This is a genomic window from Streptomyces sp. WAC 06738 (genome assembly GCF_003945505.1).
GTDB lineage: Bacteria > Actinomycetota > Actinomycetes > Streptomycetales > Streptomycetaceae > Streptomyces.
Genome location: NZ_CP029618.1, coordinates 7024941 through 7045436 on the forward strand (window position 1 = coordinate 7024941; position 20496 = coordinate 7045436).

15 protein-coding genes are annotated in these 20496 nt (G+C 72.7%); 10 read left to right on the plus strand and 5 right to left on the minus strand.

From position 1 onward, the window contains the following. The first annotated feature begins 128 nt into the window (after positions 1-128). Positions 129-968 (plus strand): helix-turn-helix transcriptional regulator, encoded by an 840-nt coding sequence (locus tag DMB38_RS30655; protein ID WP_125937870.1) that lies wholly within the window; start codon positions 129-131, stop codon positions 966-968. Here DMB38_RS30655 and DMB38_RS30660 read toward each other — a convergent pair. After that, a complete protein-coding gene (locus DMB38_RS30660) occupies positions 958-2403 on the minus strand; it encodes a lipase maturation factor family protein (RefSeq protein ID WP_125937871.1) in 1446 nt (481 codons plus the stop codon). The genes DMB38_RS30655 and DMB38_RS30660 overlap by 11 nt on opposite strands. A gap of 215 nt (positions 2404-2618) precedes the next feature. On the opposite strand from DMB38_RS30660, the gene DMB38_RS30665 reads away from it, so the two are divergent. Further along, positions 2619-3200: a M23 family metallopeptidase gene (locus DMB38_RS30665; RefSeq protein ID WP_240662553.1), complete on the plus strand. Its 582-nt coding sequence runs from the start codon at positions 2619-2621 to the stop codon at positions 3198-3200. Between the two features lie 54 nt (positions 3201-3254). Here DMB38_RS30665 and DMB38_RS30670 read toward each other — a convergent pair whose 3' ends face one another. The 4 genes from DMB38_RS30670 to fdhD all read right to left on the minus strand — a co-directional run bounded on the left by DMB38_RS30670 (position 3255) and on the right by fdhD (position 8788). Then, complete coding sequence (locus tag DMB38_RS30670) at positions 3255-6158, minus strand: BTAD domain-containing putative transcriptional regulator (protein WP_125937872.1); 2904 nt, start codon at positions 6156-6158, stop codon at positions 3255-3257. 267 nt (positions 6159-6425) lie between these two features. Beyond that, positions 6426-7292 (minus strand): thioesterase family protein, encoded by an 867-nt coding sequence (locus tag DMB38_RS30675; RefSeq protein ID WP_125937873.1) that lies wholly within the window; start codon positions 7290-7292, stop codon positions 6426-6428. Next, complete coding sequence (locus DMB38_RS30680; RefSeq protein WP_125937874.1) at positions 7289-7903, minus strand: TetR/AcrR family transcriptional regulator; 615 nt, start codon at positions 7901-7903, stop codon at positions 7289-7291. The genes DMB38_RS30675 and DMB38_RS30680 overlap by 4 nt, the downstream gene beginning before the upstream one ends. A gap of 54 nt (positions 7904-7957) precedes the next feature. Further along, a complete protein-coding gene (fdhD, locus tag DMB38_RS30685) occupies positions 7958-8788 on the minus strand; it encodes a formate dehydrogenase accessory sulfurtransferase FdhD (protein WP_125937875.1) in 831 nt (276 codons plus the stop codon). A 181-nt stretch (positions 8789-8969) separates the two neighbouring features. Here fdhD and DMB38_RS30690 point away from each other — a divergent pair, with 181 nt between their 5' ends. The 8 genes from DMB38_RS30690 (at position 8970) to DMB38_RS30725 (ending at position 20491) form a co-directional block, all read left to right on the plus strand. Beyond that, entirely contained in the window at positions 8970-10151 is a 1182-nt protein-coding gene (locus DMB38_RS30690; RefSeq protein ID WP_047018821.1) for an ROK family transcriptional regulator, read from the plus strand. Between the two features lie 306 nt (positions 10152-10457). Further along, the gene (locus DMB38_RS30695; protein ID WP_125937876.1) at positions 10458-11993 is read left to right on the plus strand and encodes a sugar ABC transporter ATP-binding protein; all 1536 of its coding nucleotides are present in this window, start codon (positions 10458-10460) and stop codon (positions 11991-11993) included. Continuing rightward, on the plus strand, positions 11994-13016 hold the full coding sequence (locus DMB38_RS30700) for an ABC transporter permease (protein WP_125937877.1): 1023 nt from the start codon (positions 11994-11996) through the stop codon (positions 13014-13016). 14 nt (positions 13017-13030) lie between these two features. Beyond that, positions 13031-14080 carry a substrate-binding domain-containing protein gene (locus DMB38_RS30705; protein ID WP_206337767.1) on the plus strand — a complete coding sequence of 350 codons (1050 nt, stop codon included), beginning with the start codon at positions 13031-13033 and terminating at the stop codon, positions 14078-14080. 88 nt (positions 14081-14168) lie between these two features. After that, complete coding sequence (locus DMB38_RS30710; protein ID WP_125937878.1) at positions 14169-15374, plus strand: Gfo/Idh/MocA family oxidoreductase; 1206 nt, start codon at positions 14169-14171, stop codon at positions 15372-15374. A 58-nt stretch (positions 15375-15432) separates the two neighbouring features. After that, positions 15433-16434, plus strand: a complete 1002-nt coding sequence (locus DMB38_RS30715; RefSeq protein ID WP_125937879.1) for a sugar phosphate isomerase/epimerase family protein — start codon at positions 15433-15435, stop codon at positions 16432-16434. 198 nt (positions 16435-16632) lie between these two features. Further along, positions 16633-19092: a PQQ-dependent sugar dehydrogenase gene (locus DMB38_RS30720; RefSeq protein WP_125937880.1), complete on the plus strand. Its 2460-nt coding sequence runs from the start codon at positions 16633-16635 to the stop codon at positions 19090-19092. A gap of 130 nt (positions 19093-19222) precedes the next feature. Next, entirely contained in the window at positions 19223-20491 is a 1269-nt protein-coding gene (locus tag DMB38_RS30725) for a ThuA domain-containing protein (protein WP_240662779.1), read from the plus strand. Positions 20492-20496 lie beyond the last annotated feature (5 nt).

Consider the following 20496-nt stretch of genomic DNA (forward strand, 5'->3'; position numbering starts at 1 on the left):
ACTCCGCTCCTCGTACGCCGACGTCCCCGCCACCCTGCGGCCGGCGTGCCCGCGGCGGGAGAGACGGCTTCATCCGGGGACGGGCGGTCCCTGGCTGCGGGCGCACCCCTGCGGCACCCTTGGTGGCCATGGACAGAACGGAGCTGGCCGACTTCCTGCGCCGCAGCCGCGCCCGGCTCACCCCCGCGGACGTCGGCCTGCCGCCCGGGGCGCGGCGCCGCACGCCGGGCCTGCGGCGCGAGGAGGTCGCGCAGCTCGCCGGGATGTCCGCCGACCACTACACCCGGCTCGAACAGGCCCGCGGCTCCCGCCCGTCGCGCCAGATGCTCGCCGCCGTCGCCCGCGGGCTGCGCCTCGGCGACGACGAGCGCGACCATCTGTTCCACCTGGCCGGCGAGGAGCCGCCGCGCGCCCGCGGCGCGGGGGCGCACGTGCGCCCCGGGCTGCTGCTGATCCTCGACCGGCTCACCGACACCCCGGCCCAGGTGCTCGCCGACTGCGGCGACGTGCTGGCGCAGAACGCCCTGTCGCGGGCGCTGTCCGGGGACACCGCCGACCGCGCCGGGGACGGGCGCAACATCGTCTGGCGGTTCTTCACGGAGCCGGAGAGCCGCGCGCTGATCCCGCCGGAGGACCGCGAGGACGTCGCCCGCCGCGCCGTCGCCGACCTGCGGGCCACCGTCGCCCGGCGGCCGGACGACGCCCGGGTGGCCGGTCTCGTACGGCGGCTGCGGGCGCGCAGCGCGGAGTTCGCGGCGCTCTGGGAGGCGCACGACGTGGCGGTGCGGCGCCGGGAGGTCAAGCGGTTCGTCCACCCGGTGGCCGGGCTGCTGGAGCTGGACTGCGAGGTGCTGCTGAACCCGGAGCACGACCAGCGGCTGGTGGTCTACACGGCGCGGCCGGGCAGCGAGTCGCACCAGCGGCTGGAGCTGCTGCGGGTGGTGGGGCTGCAGCGGCTCACGGGCTGAGGCCGCTGCGCTCGCCGGCGGTCACGGGCGGGGCGTACTCGCGGACGAACTCCCGCCGCCACCATGCCCGGGTGCGGCGCAGCTCCGCCCAGTCCGTGTACTCGTACCGGAAGAGCCGCGCGCGGACGCTGCCCGGCGGGGTGCCGGGGAAGGGGTTGTGGGCCAGCAGCCGGAGGGTGTCGCGGTCCCCGTCGAGCAGCCGCAGCAGGAAGGGGCCGAACCACCGCTCCGCGTACGCGGGGGAGAGCGCCGCGAACCACATCAGCCAGTCGAGCCGCAGGTGGTACGGCGCGAACTGCCGCGGCAACCGCCGTGGATCGCCTGGCTTTCCCCTGAACCCGTACTCCCGCCACTCGCTCGCCGCCGTGGGCATGGTGTCGGCCGTGCCCTCGACGACGATCTCGTGCCGTACGCGGGTGATGCTGCCGAAGGCGCCGTAGGTGTTGACGAGGTGGAGGGAGTTGAACGAGGCGTTCATCCGCTGCCGCCGGGAGAGCAGGTTGCGGGCGGGCCACCAGCTCAGCGCGAGGACGACGGCGGTCGCGGCGCAGACGACGACGATGAACCAGGTGGGCGTGGCGCCGAACCCGGGCGGGCCGGGCAGCGGGGTGTGGTCGGCGACGAACCGCCCGTCGATCGCGGTGAGGGCGACGAGGATGGTGATCCAGTTGAGCCAGGCGAAGTTGCCGGAGAGCACCAGCCAGAGCTGGGTGACGACGATGGCCGCGGCGGCGAAGGTGGCGACCGGCTGCGGCGTGAACAGCAGGACGGGCAGCCCGAGTTGGGCGACGTGGTTGGCGGCGGCCTCGACCCGGTGGAGGGGCCGGGGCAGATGGTGGAAGAACCAGCTCAGCGGCCCGGGCATCGGCTGGGTCTCGTGGTGGTAGTAGAGGCAGGTCAGCTTCCGCCAGCACCGGTCGCCGCGCATCTTGATCAGCCCGGCGCCGAACTCGACCCGGAAGAGCAGCCAGCGCAGCAGGAAGAGCACCAGCACGGGGGGCCCGACGGTGTCGTTGCCGAGGAAGACCGCGAGAAACCCGGCCTCCAGCAGCAGCGACTCCCAGCCGAACGAGTACCACGTCTGTCCCACGTTGACGATCGACAGGTAGAGCGCCCACAACACCGCCCACAGCAGCATCGCCGCCCACAACGGCACCGCATCCGCCGCCCCGCCGGCCACGGCGGCCGCCAGGGCCGCACCACCCCAGGCGACCCCGGCGAACAGCCGGTCGGAGTACCGCACCTGGAAGAGACTCGGCGCCCGCCGGAACGGCACCCGCGCGGTGAAGCGCGGCACGGGCAGCATGCCGCGCGCACCGATGAGCGGCCGGAACTGCCGCGCCGCGGCGACGAAGGCGACGACGTACAGCAGGGCGAGCCCGCGCTGGAAAACCAGCCGGCTGAGCCAGTACCCGTCAGACGAAAACCACTCCACGACGCCATCCGTACCACCGCCGCAACGGGGCCCACACCCCGCCGCGCCGTCGGGCAGATCGTGTTCTGCCCGTCGGACCGGCCTTCCGCCGGTAGTCCGACCGGCCGCCGCCGCAGGGCTTCAGCCGGCCGTGACCGTATGCGAACGCCCCCGTGTATCCGCTTTGTATCGGCGCCCCCTTCAATCGCCGGGTCACCGACGAGAAGGGGAGAACCATGCGCAGACGATTCCACCGACTGTTCGCCGCGGTGTGCGTGGCCGCCGCCGTGGCCGTCGCGACGCCGGTCGCCGTCGCGGCACCCCAGGCCGGCACGGAGTCAGAGACGGCGGCACCGCTGGCCCGGCCCGGCTTCAGGATGCCGTTCATCTGCGGCCAGGTCTGGCGTGGCAACAACTGGCGCGGGCACGGCCCGGCGCACTCCATCGACTGGAACCACTACAACGCCCAGGGCACCCCCGACGACCTGGGCCGCCGCGTGCTCGCCAGCGCGGGCGGCACGGTCGTCGCGTCGTACTACTCCACCGGCGACGGCTACGGGAACACCATCGTCATCGCCCACGGCGACGGATGGCGGACCCGGTACGCGCATCTGAAGGAGCGCAACGTCGGGCGCGGCGCGCAGGTGAAGCGGGGCCAGGTGATCGGGAAGGTCGGCGCCACGTCCGCCATCTACGACTTCACCCCCCACCTGCACTACGAGCAGATCCACAACGGCTCCGTCGTCGTCGCGGTCGTCCAGGGCGTCACCTGGTACGACTACCTCGACCGGCGGCTGAAGAGCACGAACGGTTGCTGACGCGCCCGCGTGGAGCGAATGCGCCTGCTTTCCGCCGCATTCGCTCTACGCGCGTCATCCCGGGCCGGAGCGCAGCGCCCGCAGCTTCGCGTGCACCACCTCGGCCCGGTCGTGCGCCTCCAGCCGCCGCCAGGTGGACAGGGAGCGGTGGAAGTAGTGCCGCGCGGTCTGCTCCCTGCCCGTCGCGCGGTGCAGCTCACCGAGGAGGCAGGCGAGGCTCGCCTCCGCGCGCCGGTCGCCCAACTGCCGCTGCACGGCGAGCGCGTCGGCGAGCAGCGCCGACGCCTCGCCCGCGTTGCCGCGGCGCAGGCACAGTTCGCCGATGCTCTCCTGCACGTAGGCGGCGCAGTGCGTGTCGGCGAGGTCGCCGAAGATGTCCAGGGCCCGTTCCAGCTCCGCCCGTGCCAGGTCCGGTTCGCCGCGCAGATCGTGCAGCACGGCGATACGGCGGCGGACCTGCGCCTCGCGGTGGCGGTCGCCGAGGTCCCGGGCCAGCTCCAGCGCTCCGTCCAGCCACGACGCGGCGGCGCGCGGGTCCCCGCGCTCCAGCCAGACGGAGGCGATCGCGTTGCGCGCGACCGCCTCGCCGTGCCGGTCGCCGGCCTCCCGGAAGCCGCGCAGCGTGTCGGTGAACGTCGCCAGCGCCGCGTCGAGGTCGCCCAGGATCCGGTGTACGGATCCCTCGCCCGCCGCCGCCATCGCCTCGCCGGCGGGGTGGCCGGCCGCGGCGAAGATCGCGCGGGCCCAGACGAAGGAGTCGAGCGCGTCGGCGTAGCGGTCGCGGTAGAGGTGGAGTTGCCCGATGTTACGGAGCAGCGCCGCGGCCCGCGCGTCCGACGGGGCCGGTATCGCGTCGAGCACCAGTTGGTGCGTACGCAGCCAGTCGCCGTAGTAGCCGCGCAGGTCGAAGAAGCTCGCCAGCTCCAGCGCGAGGTCGGCGGCCTGCGCGACCCGGCCGAGCCGCAGCGCGGACTCCACCGTGGCGACGAGGATCCGGCGTTCGGTCTCGAACCACTCGACGGGCGCGGCCCGCACGGCCCGCATGATCTCCGCGCCCGCCCCGGCCGGCCGGGCCGCCGCGCCGAACACGCCGAGGAATCGTGTGGGCATGGCCGCGTTCGCACTCCGCGCGAGTGCGGTCAGGGCGTCGACGATGCGGAGCTGCTGCCGGCGGCGCACCGTGAAGGTGTCCGCGTCGGCCAGCTCGCGCGCGTAGCAGCGCAGCAGGTCGTGCATGCGGTAGCGCGGCAGCCCGAGGCCGTCGGTCCCCACGGGCTCGATCAGGTGCCTGTCGGCCAGGGTGGCCAGCGCTTCGGCGGCGTCGTCGGCGGCGCCGCCCATGGCGACGGCCACGAGCCAGCCGCCCACCGGCTCGGCCGGCAGCCCGCCGAAGGCGCGGAAGGCCGTGGCCGCGGCCTCCGGCAGGTGCCGGTAGCTCAGCTCCGCGCTCGCCCGCACCTCCAGCTCGCCCGCCTGCAGTTGGTCGAGCCGCCCGCGCTCGTCCTGCAGGAGATCGGCCAGCGTCGCCGCGGTCCAGGACCGCCGGCTCGCCAGCCGCGACCCCGCGATCCGTACGGCCAGCGGCAGCGAGCCGCAGCCGGCGAGCACCCGGTCCGCCCCGGCCGCGTCGTCGACCAGCCGGTCGGGGCCGGCGACGGTGCCCAGCAGGGCGCGGGCCTCCTCCTGCTTCAGCTCGCCGAGCGAGAAGTGGTGCGCCGGCAGATCGGGCATCCGGCGGCGGGAGCTGACGAGCACGGCCGAGCCGCCGGTGCCGGGCAGCAGGGGGCGTACCTGCGCGCCGTCGGCCGCGTCGTCGAGGACGATGAGGAAGCGCCGCTGCGCCAGGCGCGAGCGGAGCAGCGCGGCCCGTTCGCTCCGCTCGGCGGGGACGGTGCTGTCGACGACACCGAGGCCGCGCAGCATCTCGGCCAGGACGTCGGCGGGGTCGCGCGGCCGGTCGCTCAGCCCGCCGAGGTCGACGAAGAGCTGGCCGTCGGGGAACGCCGCGCGGGCCCGGTGCGCCACGTGCACCGCCAGCGCGGACTTCCCCGACCCCGGCGGCCCCGACATCGCCACGACGACCGGTCGCCGGTCGGCCGCCGACAGCAGCTTCTCCAGTGCGGCGATCTCCGCCGTCCGGCCGGTGAAGTCCGGTACGTCCATGGGTAACTGGTACACGGGCGTGACCGCCACCGCGGGGCGCCGCCCGGCGTAGCCGTTGACCTCCTCGCCGACCGCCCGCAGCGGCCTGCTCGGCTCGGTGCCGAGTTCGGCGGCCAGGACGCGCTCGGCCTCGGCGTAGGCGGAGCGGGCCTCGGTCGTACGGCCCGAGTCGTGCAGCGCCCGTACGAGCATGCGCCACAGGTCCTCCCGGAGCGGATCCTCGGTGAGCCGGGAGCGCAGCTCGGCGAGGAGGAGCGCGTAGTCCCGCAGCCGCAGCCGGACCCCGAGGCACTCGTCGACCGCGGTCGCGCGCAGCTCCTCCAGCCTGGTGACGCCGGGGTCCCAGACCACGCTGGCCGGTACGTCCTGCAGTACGCCGCCGCGCCAGAGGCCGAGCGCCGTCTCGTAGTCGTGCAGCGCCGCGACGTCGTCGCCCCGGTCGCGGGCCGCGCGCGCCCGGTCCAGGTGGCGCTCGAAGAGCAGCATGTCGACGTCGTCGGGTGCGACGTCGAACGCGTAGCCGGACGGCTCCGTCCGCAGCCCCGCGGCGGAGATCCCCGCGGCGGACAGCGCCCGGCGCAGGTTACGCACGTACGTACGGACGTTGGCCACGGCCGACGGGGGCGCCCCGCCCGGCCACAGCACCTCCGTCAGCACGTCCACGGAGACGAAGCGGCCGGGCTGGAGCAGCAGCGTGGCGAGCGCCGCCCTCGGCTTCGGCCCCCCGATCCGGACGGGGACGCCTCCCGCCCACACCCGCAGCGGCCCCAGGAGTCCGAACGTCGGCTCCCCCATCCACGTACCTCCGTGTCGGCGGCCTGTCGTCGGCGTTGCGCCCCCGGAACGGATGCACGTCGCCGAAGGCTCGACAGTCATGGACATGACGCACCGTGTCAACCCCGCCCCGAGCCGGCGGACATGGCGGGAGAGCGGGGCGGGCCCGGGCGAAGGCCGGCACCGACTCCCCGGCCCCCGAACGGGCTTCACACCTCCCCACCGGGAGCAGCGCGACGAAACCGCCCGGCTTGGGCGGCGATCTCCGGCGGGAGCGGGCGGCCCCGGTCAGGACTGCCGGGGAAGGCGGGCCAGTTGGCGGGACTGGGCCACCAGGCGGTCCGCCGAGTCCCAGATCTCCGCGTCCTCCTCCATGTGGCCGCCCGCGACGTTGCGGGTCGTGTGGATCACCCGGAGCCAGCCCGGTGCCGGGCTGGCGCGTACGTGGGCCGTCAGTTCCAGCGTCGGGGCCCAGCCGATCACGCCCAGGTCGAAGCTCACCGGGGGCAGCACGTCCACGGCCATCAGCAGCAGCATCGGGTCCGGGTCGCGGTCCTCCGGCAGGCGGAACCAGCCCTTCATCTCGCCCCGGCCCGACGGCGCGCCGACCGCCCAGCCCACGCAGGACGGGTCCAGGCGGAGGTCGGCGCGGGTGAGCATCGGGGACTCCGCGCGGAACTCCGGCGGGGCCGCGTCACTGCCTATGCACTGCTCCACCGGCGCCAGGGCCGGGGGCTTCGCGGAGGTCCTGACGTCGTCGGGCTGACCGCCGAGGGTGCCGTAGGCCGCCAGGACGCGCAGCCGGGGGGCCGGGTCGGCGGCGGGGTCCTCCTGCTGGAGGAGTTCCGCGCCGCCGTGGGAGACGGAGTTGCCGCGGCGGATGGTCTCGGTGCGGACGACCGCCGGGCCCGCGGTGGCCGTGGAGAGGTAGTACGCGGAGATGGACAGCGGATCCGGGTGGCCGGGGCGGTCGTCGCGGGGGGTGCCGAGTTCGGCGGCCAGCGCGCGGGCGGTGACCGCGAGCAGCACGCCGCCGTTGATGCCCTGGCCGACCTTCCACGCGCCGGGCAGGTCCGTGTCGTACGTGCCGGGCTCGCCCGGCCGCGCGTGGACGGCGGTCTCCCGGTCGAAGTCCGGGGGAGGGGTGGTGGTCATGGCGTGCTTCGCTTTCGTCGTGCGGTGGGTGGGCCGATCTCGAACGCCTCGCAGAGGCCGTCGAGTACGTCGTCGATGGTCGCCGCGCCGGTCGCCAGCGGCAGGGAGCCCCAGGACCACAGCTCGGCGGTGCCGTGCAGGGCGGACCACAGCGCGCCGGTGAGCAGCCGCGGGTCCGCGTCGGCCCGCCAGCCCTCGGCCTGCCGGGCCTCGACGAGACGGACGAGGTTCTCGAAGCCGCCGAGCGAGGCGCGGCCCAGCTCGCGGTCCTGCGGATCGAGCAGGTCGCGGCGGAACATCAGCGCGAACATCTCGGGCCGGGCCACGGCGTACTCCACGTACGCGCGCGTGCCCGTGCGCAGCCGCCGGGCCGGGCTCGCGTCCGCCGGCAGCTTCGCCAGCGCCTCGCCCGCCCAGTCCTGCAACTCGCGGAAGCCCTGGGTGGCCACGGCCGACAGCAGCGCCGCGCGGTGCGGGAAGTGCTTGAGCGGGGCGCCGTGCGAGACGCCGCAGCGACGGGCGATGGCGCGCAGGGTGAGGGCGTCGACGCCTCGCTCGTCGAGCAGTTCGAGCGCGGCCTCCAGCAGGCGCGCGCGGGTGTCCGCGGTCATGGTGGACAGTGTCTACCACGCGGGTGGACACTGTCTACCCGCCCCCGGGGTGCGTCAGAGCGCGATGCGGTGTTCGCCTGCGTACACGTTCATGGTGTCCCCGCGCAGGAAGCCGACCAGCGTCATGCCGGTCTCTGCGGCGAGGTCGACGGCCAGGGAGGAGGGCGCGGAGACCGCGGCCAGGACGGGGATGCCGGCCATCGCCGCCTTCTGCGCCAGTTCGAAGGAGGCCCGACCGGAGACCATCAGCACGGCGCCGGAGAGCGGGAGGCGGTCCTGCTGCAACGCCCGCCCGATCAGCTTGTCCACGGCGTTGTGCCGCCCCACGTCCTCGCGCAGGTCGATCAGCTCTCCGTCCTCGGTGAACAGGGCGGCGGCATGCAGCCCTCCGGTGCGGTCGAAGACCCGCTGCCCCGCCCGCAGCCGGTCCGGCAGCGCGGCCAGGACCCCGGGTGTGAGCCGCATGCCCTCGTCGCCGACCGGCCAGCGTGTGGTCGTGCGGACGGCGTCCAGGCTCGCCTTCCCGCACAGCCCGCACGACGACGTCGTATAGACGTTGCGCTCCAGCGAGACGTCCGGCGCCACCACGCCCGCGGTCAGACGCACGTCCACCACGTTGTACGTGTTGCCGCCCTCCGCGCCGTCCACCGCCCCCGCGCAGTACGTCACCGACGCCAGTTCCGCCCCCCGCGCCAGCACCCCTTCGCTCACGAGGAAACCCGTCGCCAACGCGAAGTCGTCACCCGGCGTCCGCATCGTGATCGCCAGCGCCCGGCCCCCCAGCCGGATCTCCAGCGGCTCCTCCGCCACCAGCGTGTCCGCCCGCCGGTCCACCCGCCCCCCGCGCACCCGCACCACCGGACGCCGCACCGTCACCCGACCCATGCCGGTCAGCGTACGCCGCCGATGGCGACCCCATCTTTGTCCTGATGGTGGAGAAAGTAGATACCGATTCCTGCAGAACTTCTTCCCTCAGTGGCGAAGCACTGCTACGTTCCCCTCGGAAAGCCGACAACGGCGTACGAGAACGACGTACGCGAGGCCGGGGAGGAGTGGCGTGAGGCGCATGACAGCTCGGCCCGCGAACGCGCACCAGGCGCGACTGCTCCGCCTGCTGCGTGACGGCGGGCCGAACTCCCGGGCGCAGCTCGGCGACCAGGTGGAACTGTCCCGGTCCAAGCTGGCGGTCGAGATCGACCGGCTGCTGCAGACCGGGCTCGTGGTCGCCGACGGCCTCGCCGCCTCACGGGGCGGACGCAGGTCGCACAACATCCGCCTCGCGCCCTCGCTGCGCTTCCTCGGCGTCGACATCGGCGCCACCTCCATCGACGTGGCGGTCACCAACGCGGAGCTGGAGGTGCTCGGTCATCTGACCCAGCCCATGGACGTGCGCGAGGGCCCGGTAGCGGTCTTCGAGCAGGCGCTGGCGATGGCGGCCAAGCTCCGCGCCTCCGGGGTGGCGGAGGGGTTCGACGGCGCCGGCATCGGCGTCCCGGGTCCCGTCCGCTTCCCCGAGGGCGTGCCGGTCGCGCCGCCGATCATGCCCGGCTGGGACGGCTTCCCGGTCCGCGAGGCGCTCAGCCAGGAGCTGGGCTGCCCCGTCATGGTCGACAACGACGTGAACATCATGGCCCAGGGCGAGCAGCACGCCGGTGTCGCCCGTGCCGTACGGGACTTCCTCTACGTCAAGATCGGCACCGGCATCGGCTGCGGCATCCTCGTCGGCGGCGAGGTCTACCGCGGGACGAACGGCAGCGCCGGCGACATCGGCCACATCCAGGTGGAGGTGGACGGGCGCCCGTGCGCCTGCGGTAACCGCGGCTGCCTGGAGGCGTACTTCGGCGGTTACGCCCTCGCGCGGGACGCCGAGAACGCCGCCCGCGAGGGCCGGTCCGCGCAGTTGGCCGCCCGGCTGGAGGAGACCGGCGAACTGGAGGCCAAGGACGTCGCCGCGGCGGCGACCGCGGGCGACGCGGTCGCGCTGGACCTCATCCGCGAGGGCGGCACCCGAACCGGCCAGGTCATCGCAGGACTGGTCAGCTTCTTCAACCCCGGGCTCGTGGTCATCGGCGGCGGCGTCACCGGCCTCGGTCACACGCTCCTCGCCGCCATCCGCACCCAGGTCTACCGCCAGTCGCTGCCCCTGGCGACCGGCAACCTCCCCATCGTGCTCGGCGAGCTGGGCCCCACCGCGGGCGTGATCGGCGCCGCCCGGCTCACCAGCGACCACCTGTTCTCGCCCGCCTGACGCCGGGCGCGGACATCCGCGCACCACCCGTACGGCCCGCACCACCCCAGGTCCGACCCACCGCACCACCCCGTACGACCCACGCACCGCCCCAGCACCACAGGCACCGAGAGCACCACCCGCACCACCCGCAGCACCCCCGGCCGACCGCGGCACCACCCGCGCAGGCCCCCGCACCACGCCGCTGCCCTCCGACCACTCCACCGCACCACCCGCACCGCCCGGTGAACCCGCCCGTTTGCGCTCCGCCCTGCCCAACCTGCCCCTGCGCAGCCGCAGTCGGAGCACCGCCGAGGAGATCCGTACATGGCGCCTACGTCAGATACGCCGCCCACCCCCGCCACACCCCTGCTCACCATGACGGGGATCACCAAATCCTTCCCCGGCGTCCGCGCGCTCGACGGCGTCGACCTCGACGTCGTGGCCGGCGAGGTGCACTGCCTGCTCGGCCAGAACGGCGCGGGCAAGTCCACCCTCATCAAGGTCCTGGCCGGCGCCCACCAGCCCGACGACGGCACCATCGTCTGGCAGGGCGCCGAGACCGCGCTGAAGTCGCCCGTCGCCGCCATGCGGCTGGGCATCTCCACCATCTACCAGGAACTCGACCTGGTGAGGCACCTGTCGGTGGCGGAGAACGTCTTCCTCGGCCACGAGCGCGCCTCCGGCGGGTTCATCAAGGCCCGCGAGGCGCACACCGCAGCCCAGGACCTGCTGGCCCGGCTCGGCCACCCGGAGATCTCCGCGTCCACCATCGTCGGCGACCTCTCCGCCGCCGGCCAGCAGGTCGTCTCCATGGCCCGCGCGCTCTCCCACGACGTGAAGCTCATCGTCATGGACGAGCCCTCCGCCGCGCTCGACCCCGACGAGGTCGACAACCTCTTCCGGATCGTCGCCGACCTCACCGAGCAGGGCGTCGCCGTCATCTACATCTCCCACCGGCTGGAGGAGATCCGCCGGATAGGCGACCGTGTCACCGTGCTCAAGGACGGCCGTGCCGTCGCCCGCGGGCTGCCCGCGCAGAGCACGTCGACCAACGAGATCGTCACCCTGATGACCGGCCGCAACGTCGCGCACGTCTTCCCCGAGCGGCCCGAGGCGCCGGGCGCGGGCAAGGACCCCGTGCTCACCCTCGAAGGGCTCGCCAGGCAGGGCGAGTTCGCGCCGGTGGACCTCAAGCTCGCCCCCGGCGAGATCGTCGGGCTCGCGGGCCTGGTCGGCTCCGGCCGCTCGGAGATCCTGGAGACCGTCTTCGGCGCCCGCAAGCCGACCGCCGGCCGGGTGCTCGTCGACGGCCGCCCGCTGCGCCCCGGGAGCGTCACCGCCGCCGTCAAGGCGGGCATCGGGCTGGCCCCCGAGGAGCGCAAGTCGCAGGCGCTGCTCATGACGGAGTCCGTCAGCCGCAACGTCTCCATCTCCTCGCTCACCCGCTTCTCCACCGGCGGCTGGCTGGACCGGTCGGGGGAGCGGGCCGCGGCCCGGCAGGCGGTACGCGACCTCTCGCTGCGCCCCGACAACCCCGACGCCCCCGTCCGCACGCTCTCCGGGGGCAACCAGCAGAAGGCCGTGCTCGCGCGCTGGCTGCTGCGCGACTGCCGGGTGCTGCTGCTGGACGAGCCCACCCGCGGCGTGGACGTCGGCGCCCGCGCCGAGTTGTACGCGCTCATCCGCAGGCTCGCCGACGAAGGCGTCGCGGTCCTGCTCGTCTCCAGCGAACTCCCCGAGGTCCTCGGCCTCGCCGACCGCGTCCTCGTACTCCGCGAGGGCCAGGTCGTGCACACCGCCCCGGCCCGGGATCTCGACGAGCACCGGGTGCTCGACCTCGTCATGGAAGGGACCTCGTAAGTGTTGAGCAAATCGGACTCGCTCTCCGCCCCGGCGCCGGAGAAGCCTCAGGGGAACGGCAACGCCGCCGCCTGGCACAGCCATCTGGACTTCAGACTCCTGGCGCTGGTCGGCGTGCTCGGCCTGCTGGTCGCGGTCGGCGCCCTCACCAAGCCCGACCAGTTCCTGGACGTCGACAACTTCCGGCTGATCCTCACCCAGTCGTCGGCGATCGGCGTCGTCACCATCGGTGTGACGCTGGTCATCATCGGCGGCGGCATCGACCTGTCGGTCGGCGCGATCGTCGCCCTCGCCTCGGTCTGGGCGACGACGCAGGCGACGCAGGACTACGGCCTGTCGGGCATGCTCTTCTGCGCGATAGCCGTCGGCATAGGCTGCGGCCTGGTCAACGGCGTCCTCATCGCGTACGGCAGCCTCGTGCCGTTCATCGCCACGCTGGCCATGCTCGCCTCCGCGCGCGGCTTCGCCGAGCAGATGAGCGACGGCCAGACGCAGATCGTCGAGGTCGACGCCGTGCTGGACCTCGGGAACGCGGACGCCCGCATCCTCGGCATCCCGTACCTGGTCCTCATCTTCCTCGGCGTCGCCGCCCTGGGCTGGGTGCTGCTCAACCGCACCACCTTCGGCCGCCGCACCGTGGCGGTCGGCGGCAACCCCGAGGCCGCCCGGCTCGCCGGCATCGACATCAAGCGCCAGCGCCTGCTGCTGTACGGCCTGTCCGGGCTCTGCTGCGGCATCGCGGCGTTCATGCTCATCGTGCTCGCGGGCTCCGGCCAGAACACCAACGGCAACCTCTACGAACTGGACGCCATCGCGGCCGCGATCATCGGCGGCACCCTGCTCAGCGGCGGCCGGGGCACCATCCTCGGCTCGGTGCTGGGCGTGGTCGTCTTCACCACCATTACCAACCTCTTCGCGCTCAACAACGTGCAAAGCGACGTACAGAAGATCGCCAAGGGCGCGATCATCGTCGCCGCCGTCCTTATCCAGCACCACACTTCGCGTAAATCCTCGACGCAATGAAGGGTCGTACTCACATGCCAGAATCGCCTTTCAGCCGGAGAAACATGCTCTTCGGCGCCGCCGGTGTCTCCGCCGCCGCCTTCCTCACCAGTTGCACCAGCAATGACGACAGCGACGACGAGGGCGGCTCCGAGCAGCAGCAGGCAAACGTCTCGGACGACAAGCCCGGCAAGCCGGTCACCATCGGCTTCGCCGGCCCCGAGGCCGACCACGGCTGGCTCAACGCCATCAACGACAACGCGCGCTCGCGCGCGGAGAAGTACGAGGACGTCACCCTCGACATCACCGAGGGCTCGAACGACACGGCCACCCAGATAGGCCAGGTCGACTCGCTGATCAACAAGAAGGTCGACGTCCTCGTCATCCTGCCGGCCGACGGCAAGGCGATGACCCAGGCGGGGCTGAAGGCCATGCGGGCCGGCATCCCCGTCATCAACCTGGACCGGATCTTCAACAGCCCGCAGGCGTACCGCTGCTGGATCGGCGGCGACAACTACGGCATGGGCCTGAACGCGGGCCGGTTCATCGGCGAGCAGCTCAAGGGCAAGAGCAACGCGAAGGTCGTGGAGCTGGCCGGGCTCGACAACCTGGAGCTCACCCAGCAGCGCACGAAGGGCTTCGACGACGCGCTGAAGAACTACCCCAACATCGAGAAGGTGGCCCGGCAGGCCGCCGAGTTCACCGTCGAGTCGGGCCAGCGCAAGATGTCCGACCTGCTCCAGGCCGTGCCGGAGTTCGACGCCATGTGGAACCACGACGACGACCAGGGCGTCGGCGTCAAGCGCGCCATCGACCAGTCGGGCCGCGACGAGTTCATCATGGTCGGCGGCGCCGGTTCCAAGGCCGTGATGGACTCCATCAAGGCCGACGACTCGGTGATCAAGGCCACCGTCCTGTACCCGCCGACGATGGCCGCGTCCGCGATCGACCTCGCGCGCGCCCTCGGCCAGCAGAAGGGCGTCTCGGGCATGGCCGAGTTCGAGATCCCGGCGTCGATCACGTTGTACTCCGCCGTCGTGAGCAAGGACAACATCGACCAGTACCTGCCGACCGGCTTCAACTGACGGGAAGCCAGCACCAGGAGCCGCACGCCCGGAACTGCCGGAACGACCGCTGCGGCGCGCCGGAAGCAGCCTACTGACAAGGAGTTCTATGTCCCACGACACGACCGCACCCGCGCTCGGCGTCGGCATGGTCGGCTACGCGTTCATGGGGGCGGCCCATTCGCAGGGCTGGCGGACCGCCGCCCGCGTCTTCGACCTTCCGCTGACTCCCGTCATGGCCGCGATCTGCGGCCGCGACGAGGACAAGGTGGCCACGGCGGCCCGCAAGATGGGCTGGGCCGCCGCGGAGACCGACTGGCGCCGGCTCATCACCCGGGACGACGTGCAGCTCGTCGACGTCTGCACGCCGGGCGACAGCCACGCGGAGATCGCCATCGCCGCGCTGGAGGCGGGCAAGCACGTGCTGTGCGAGAAGCCGCTCGCCAACACCGTCGCCGAGGCCGAGGCGATGGTCGACGCCGCGGCGCGGGCGCGGGAGCGCGGGCAGCTCGCGATGGTCGGCTTCAACTACCGCCGGGTGCCGGCCCTGGCGTACGCGCGCGAGCTGATCGCCCGCGGCCGGCTGGGTGCGCTGCGGCACGTGCGTGTGACGTACCTGCAGGACTGGCTCGTCGACCCGGAGTTTCCGCTCGCCTGGCGGATGCAGAAGGAGAAGGCGGGCTCCGGGGCGCTCGGCGACCTCGGCGCGCACATCGTCGACCTCGCGCAGTTCCTCACCGGCGAGCCGCTGGTGGGCGTCTCGGCGCAGACCGAGACGTTCGTGAAGGAGCGGCCGCTGCCGTCGGCGGCGGCGGGGCTCTCCGGCGCGGCGGCCGGCGGCGGCGAGCGCGGTCCGGTCACGGTGGACGACGCCGCCCTGTTCACCGGCCGGCTGGCCTCGGGCGCGCTGGCGTCCTTCGAGGTCAGCCGGATGGCCGCGGGCCGCAAGAACGCCCTGTCGGTGGAGCTGAACGGCGAGCACGGCTCCCTCTCCTTCGACCTGGAGCGCCTGAACGAGCTGCAGTTGCACGACCACGCCGAGCCGGCCGAGACCGCCGGCTTCCGGCGGGTCCTGGTCACCGAGCCGGAGCACCCCTACCTGGAGGCGTGGTGGCCGCCGGGCCACGGCCTCGGGTACGAGCACACCTTCGTGCACCAGGCCCGCGACCTCGTCCACGCCATCGCCACCGGCGCGCAGCCCGCGCCGTCCTTCGCGGACGGGCTGCAGGTCCAGCGGGTGCTGGCGGCCGTCGAGGAGAGCGCGGAGAAGAACGCCGTCTTCACGCCCGTGGTGCAAGCCGGTCAAACCACCTGACCCCACCCGGATCAGCCCACCACCCCCGGAGGCACTCCGGAGAAAGAGGCAGCACACGATGCCCCGGTCCTTCACCCTGTTCACCGGCCAGTGGGCGGACCTCCCCCTGGAGGAGGTCTGCCGGCTGGCCCGCGACTTCGGCTACGACGGCCTCGAACTCGCCTGCTGGGGCGACCACTTCGAGGTGGACAAGGCCCTGAACGAGCCCGGCTACCTCGACGGCCGCCACCAGTTGCTGGAGAAGTACGGCCTGAAGTGCTGGGCCATCTCCAACCACCTGGTGGGCCAGGCGGTCTGCGACCACCCCATCGACGAGCGCCACCAGGCCATCCTCCCGGCCCGGATCTGGGGCGACGGCGAGCCCGAGGGCGTCCGGCAGCGGGCCGCCGCCGAGATCGCCGACACCGCGCGGGCGGCGGCGGCCTTCGGCGTCGACACCGTCATCGGCTTCACCGGCTCGTCGATCTGGCATCTCGTGGCGATGTTCCCGCCGGTCCCGCCGCACATGATCGAGCGCGGCTACCAGGACTTCGCCGACCGCTGGAACCCGATCCTCGACGTGTTCGACGCCGAGGGCGTGCGCTTCGCGCACGAGGTGCACCCGTCCGAGATCGCGTACGACTACTGGACGACGCACCGGGCGATGGAGGCGATCGGCCACCGGCCCGCCTTCGGGCTGAACTTCGACCCCAGCCACTTCGTCTGGCAGGACCTCGACCCGGTCGGCTTCCTGTGGGACTTCAAGGACCGCATCTACCACGTGGACTGCAAGGAGGCCCGCAAGCGGCTCGACGGCCGCAACGGCCGGCTCGGCTCGCACCTGCCCTGGGGCGACCCGCGCCGCGGCTGGGACTTCGTCTCGGCCGGACACGGCGACGTGCCGTGGGAGGACGTCTTCCGGATGCTCCGCTCGATCGGCTACGAGGGGCCCATCTCGGTGGAGTGGGAGGACGCCGGCATGGACCGGCTGCAGGGCGCGCCGGAGGCGCTGCGGGCGCTCAAGGCGCTCGACTTCGAGCCTCCGCAGGCGTCGTTCGACGCCGCCTTCGGGGGCGACTGACCGCCGCAGCGGCGCGGAGCGCAGCCCGGCGGCGGCACCCGCCGCCGGGCCGCTCCGGCATGTCCGGGGGGCACTTTGTCCTTATCAAGGATGAAGATAACTGAAGTCCTGTCAAAGGGCTTCTCTATCCTGCAAAAGGCGGTTACGTTCCTGTGATGTCCCTGACATAAACCCCCCACTCTCGGCAGGAGAGATCAGGTGCACACCAGAAAGATCCGGAGAACGCTCACGAGGACGGTGGCGGCCCTGCTGGCCGCGCCGGCCCTCGTGCTGGGCACGTCCGCCACCGGCGCCGCGCACCCGGGCGAGGACCACGAGGCCCCGGCCGCGGCGGAGTTCCAGCAGGTGACGCTGGCCAAGGGCGAGCCCGAGATGGGCGAGCCGATGACCATGGCGGTGCTCCCCGACCGGTCCGTGCTGCACACCTCGCGCGACGGAACGGTACGGCTCACGGACGCCGCCGGTACGACGAAGGTCGCGGGCAAGCTCGCCGTGTACAACCACGACGAGGAGGGCCTGCAAGGCGTCGGGGTCGACCCGGGCTTCGCGCAGAACCGGTTCGTCTACCTCTACTACGCCCCGCCCCTGGACACCCCGGCGGGCGACGCCCCGTCGGACGGCAGCGCCGCCGACTTCGCGCCGTTCGACGGCGTCAACCGGCTCTCCCGCTTCGTCCTGAAGGACGACGGCACCCTCGACACCGGCAGCGAGAAGGCGGTCCTGGACGTGCCCGCCTCCCGCGGCCTGTGCTGCCACACCGGCGGCGACATCGACTTCGACGCCGAGGGCAACCTGTACCTCTCCACCGGGGACGACACCAACCCGTTCGCCTCCGACGGCTACACGCCCATCGACGAACGCGCCACGCGCAACCCCGCGTTCGACGCCCAGCGCTCCGCCGGCAACACCAACGACCTGCGGGGCAAGGTCCTGCGGATCAAGGTCGACGCGGACGGTTCGTACGACATCCCGGACGGCAACCTCTTCGCGCCCGGCACCGAGAAGACGCGCCCCGAGATCTACGCCATGGGCTTCCGCAACCCGTTCCGGCTCAGCGTCGACAAGGCCACCGGCACCGTCTACGTCGGCGACTACGGCCCCGACGCCGGCACCGCAAGCGACACCCGCGGGCCCGCGGGGCAGGTCGAGTTCGCCCGTATCACCGAGGCGGGCAACTTCGGCTGGCCGTACTGCACCGGCGACAACGACGCGTACAAGGACTACGACTTCGGCTCCGGCGCCTCCGGGGCGGCCTTCGACTGCGGCGCGCCCGTCAACGACTCGCCGCACAACACCGGCCTGACGGAACTGCCCCCCGCCCAGCCCGCGTGGATCCCCTACGACGGCAACTCCGTCCCCGAATTCGGCAACGGCTCCGAGTCCCCGATGGGCGGCCCCGTCTACCGCCAGGACGAGGTCGACGACGGCTCCGCGGTCGCCTTCCCCGCCGAATTCGAAGGGAACTTCTTCGCCGGCGAGTTCGGCCGCAAGTGGATCAAGCGGATCGAGCAGGGCGGCGACGGCACCGTCGCCGCCATCAACGACTTCCCCTGGTCCGGCACGCAGGTCATGGACATGGACTTCGGCCCGGACGGCGCCCTCTACGTCCTCGACTACGGCACCGGCTACTTCGGCGGCGACGAGAACTCCGCCCTCTACCGCATCGAGAACATGACCGGCGGCGCCTCGCCGGTCGCCGAGGCGAGCGCCGACAAGACCTCCGGACAGGCACCCCTGGCCGTGCAGTTCTCCTCCGCCGGCACCACCGACCCCGACAGCACCGAGCTGACGTACTCCTGGGACTTCGGCGACGGCGCCACCTCCGACCAGGCCGACCCCGCGCACACGTACGCGGAGAACGGCACGTACAACGTCACCCTCACCGCCACCGACCCCGGCGGCCTCACCGGCAGCGCCAACGTGCAGATCACCGTCGGCAACACCGCGCCCACCGTGACCCTGGACCTGCCGCGGGACGGCCAGTCCTTCTCCTTCGGCGACGACGTGCCCTTCGAGGTCACCGTCGCCGACCCGGAGGACGAGAGCGTCGACTGCGGTAAGGTCCGGGTCGCCTACATCCTCGGCCACGACTCCCACGGCCACGAGATGACCAGCGCCAACGGCTGCAGCGGCACCCTGAAGACCGCAGCGGACGGCGAGCACGACCCCAACGCCAACCTCTACGGCGGCCTCACCGCCACGTACACCGACGGCGGAGGCGGCGGCCAGTCCGCCCTCACCGGGACCGACCAGGCCAAGCTGCAGCCCAAGCACCGCCAGGCCGAGCACTACGACGGCTCCCAGGGCGTCGCGCCGCAGAGCAAGCCCGCGGCCAACGGCGGCAAGACGGTCGGCGACATCCACGCCGGCGACTGGATCGCCTTCGAGCCCTGGGTCCTGTCCGACGTCACCGGGCTCACCGCCCGGATCTCCTCCGCCGGCGCCGGCGGCACCCTGGAGGTGCGCGCGGGCGCCCCCGACGGGACGCTCCTCGGCTCGACCGAGGTGCCGGTCACCGGCGGATGGGACACGTTCCAGGACGTCACGGCGACCCTGTCGGGCGCCCCGGACGGCACCACGAAGCTCTACCTCGTCTTCGCCGGCAGCAGTACGGACCCGCTGTACGACGTCGACGACTTCACCCTCACCACCGGATAGCTCCCCCCACCGCCCCGCCGGCTCCGGCCGGCGGGGCGTCCCACCCGACGAGACCCTCAAGGAGCGCACTGTGAAAGCTCCCGGACGCCTCGCACTCGCGACGGCGGCGGTCGTACTGACCACCCTGGCCATGAGCACGTCCGCGGTCGCCGAGAAGCCGGGGAAGAAGGCGGAGGGCGAGCACGTGCTCGTCTTCTCCAAGACCGCCGGCTTCCGCCACGACTCCATCCCCGACGGCATCGAGACCATCAAGCAGCTCGGCGCCGACCACGGCTTCACCGTCGACACCACCGAGAACGCCGGCGTGTTCACGCCCGGCACCCTCCAGCAGTACGACGCCGTCGTCTTCCTCTCCACCACCGGCGACGTGCTCGACGCCAAGCAGCAGCGGGCCTTCGAGAACTACGTGCGCGCGGGCGGCGGCTACGTCGGCGTGCACGCCGCCGCCGACACCGAGTACGACTGGCCGTTCTACGGCGGCCTCGTCGGCGCGTACTTCCACTCGCACCCGCAGATACAGCAGGCGACGGTGAAGGTCGAGGACCACGACCACCCCGCCACCGCGCACCTGGGCGACGAGTGGGTGCGTACCGACGAGTGGTACAACTACCGCACCAACCCGCGCGAGCAGGCCCGCGTCCTGGCGACCCTCGACGAGGGCTCGTACAGCGGCGGCAACATGGGCGGCGACCACCCCATCTCCTGGTGCCAGACCTACGAGAGCGGCCGGTCCTTCTACACGGGCCTCGGCCACACCAAGGAGTCGTACGCGGAGCCCGAGTTCCGCGCCCATCTGCTCGGCGGCATCCAGTACGCCGCCGGGGCCGTCGAATCGGACTGCAGTTCTGCCGAGAGCGACTACACTCCGATCTTCGACGGCACTTCCACCGAGGGCTGGAAGCAGGCCGGGCCGGGCTCGTTCCGCCTGGAGGACGGCATCCTGACCTCGGAGGGCGGCATGGGCATGCTGTGGTACGAGGCCAGGCAGTTCGGCTCGTACTCCCTCAAGCTCGACTGGCGCATGGAGGGCGACGACAACTCCGGCGTCTTCATCGGGTTCCCGCCCTCCGACGACCCCTGGTCGGCCGTGAACAACGGCTATGAGATCCAGATCGACGCCACCGACTCCCCGGACCGGACCACGGGCGCCGTCTACGGCTTCCAGTCCGCCGACATCGCCGCGCGCGACGAGGCGCTCAACCCGCCCGGCGAGTGGAACACCTTCGAACTCCGCGTCGAGGGTGAGCGCCTGCAGATCTGGCTCAACGACGTGAAGATCAACGACTTCACGAACACCGACCCCGCCCGCAGCCTTGCGGACGGACACATCGGGATCCAGAACCACGGTGCGGACGACCAGGTGTCGTTCCGCAACATCCTGGTGAAGGATCTCCCGTGAACGCC

Bases quoted from the DNA above. Each gene is read 5' to 3' on its own strand.
- DMB38_RS30655 (WP_125937870.1), top strand. From the start codon at position 129: ATGGACAGAACGGAGCTGGCCGACTTCCTGCGCCGCAGCCGCGCCCGG.
- DMB38_RS30665 (WP_240662553.1), top strand. From the start codon at position 2,619: ATGCGCAGACGATTCCACCGACTGTTCGCCGCGGTGTGCGTGGCCGCC.
- DMB38_RS30670 (WP_125937872.1), bottom strand. From the start codon at position 6,158: ATGGGGGAGCCGACGTTCGGACTCCTGGGGCCGCTGCGGGTGTGGGCG.
- DMB38_RS30675 (WP_125937873.1), bottom strand. From the start codon at position 7,292: ATGACCACCACCCCTCCCCCGGACTTCGACCGGGAGACCGCCGTCCAC.
- DMB38_RS30680 (WP_125937874.1), bottom strand. From the start codon at position 7,903: ATGACCGCGGACACCCGCGCGCGCCTGCTGGAGGCCGCGCTCGAACTG.
- fdhD (WP_125937875.1), bottom strand. From the start codon at position 8,788: ATGGGTCGGGTGACGGTGCGGCGTCCGGTGGTGCGGGTGCGCGGGGGG.
- DMB38_RS30690 (WP_047018821.1), top strand. From the start codon at position 8,970: ATGACAGCTCGGCCCGCGAACGCGCACCAGGCGCGACTGCTCCGCCTG.
- DMB38_RS30695 (WP_125937876.1), top strand. From the start codon at position 10,458: ATGGCGCCTACGTCAGATACGCCGCCCACCCCCGCCACACCCCTGCTC.
- DMB38_RS30705 (WP_206337767.1), top strand. From the start codon at position 13,031: ATGCCAGAATCGCCTTTCAGCCGGAGAAACATGCTCTTCGGCGCCGCC.
- DMB38_RS30710 (WP_125937878.1), top strand. From the start codon at position 14,169: ATGTCCCACGACACGACCGCACCCGCGCTCGGCGTCGGCATGGTCGGC.
- DMB38_RS30715 (WP_125937879.1), top strand. From the start codon at position 15,433: ATGCCCCGGTCCTTCACCCTGTTCACCGGCCAGTGGGCGGACCTCCCC.
- DMB38_RS30725 (WP_240662779.1), top strand. From the start codon at position 19,223: ATGAGCACGTCCGCGGTCGCCGAGAAGCCGGGGAAGAAGGCGGAGGGC.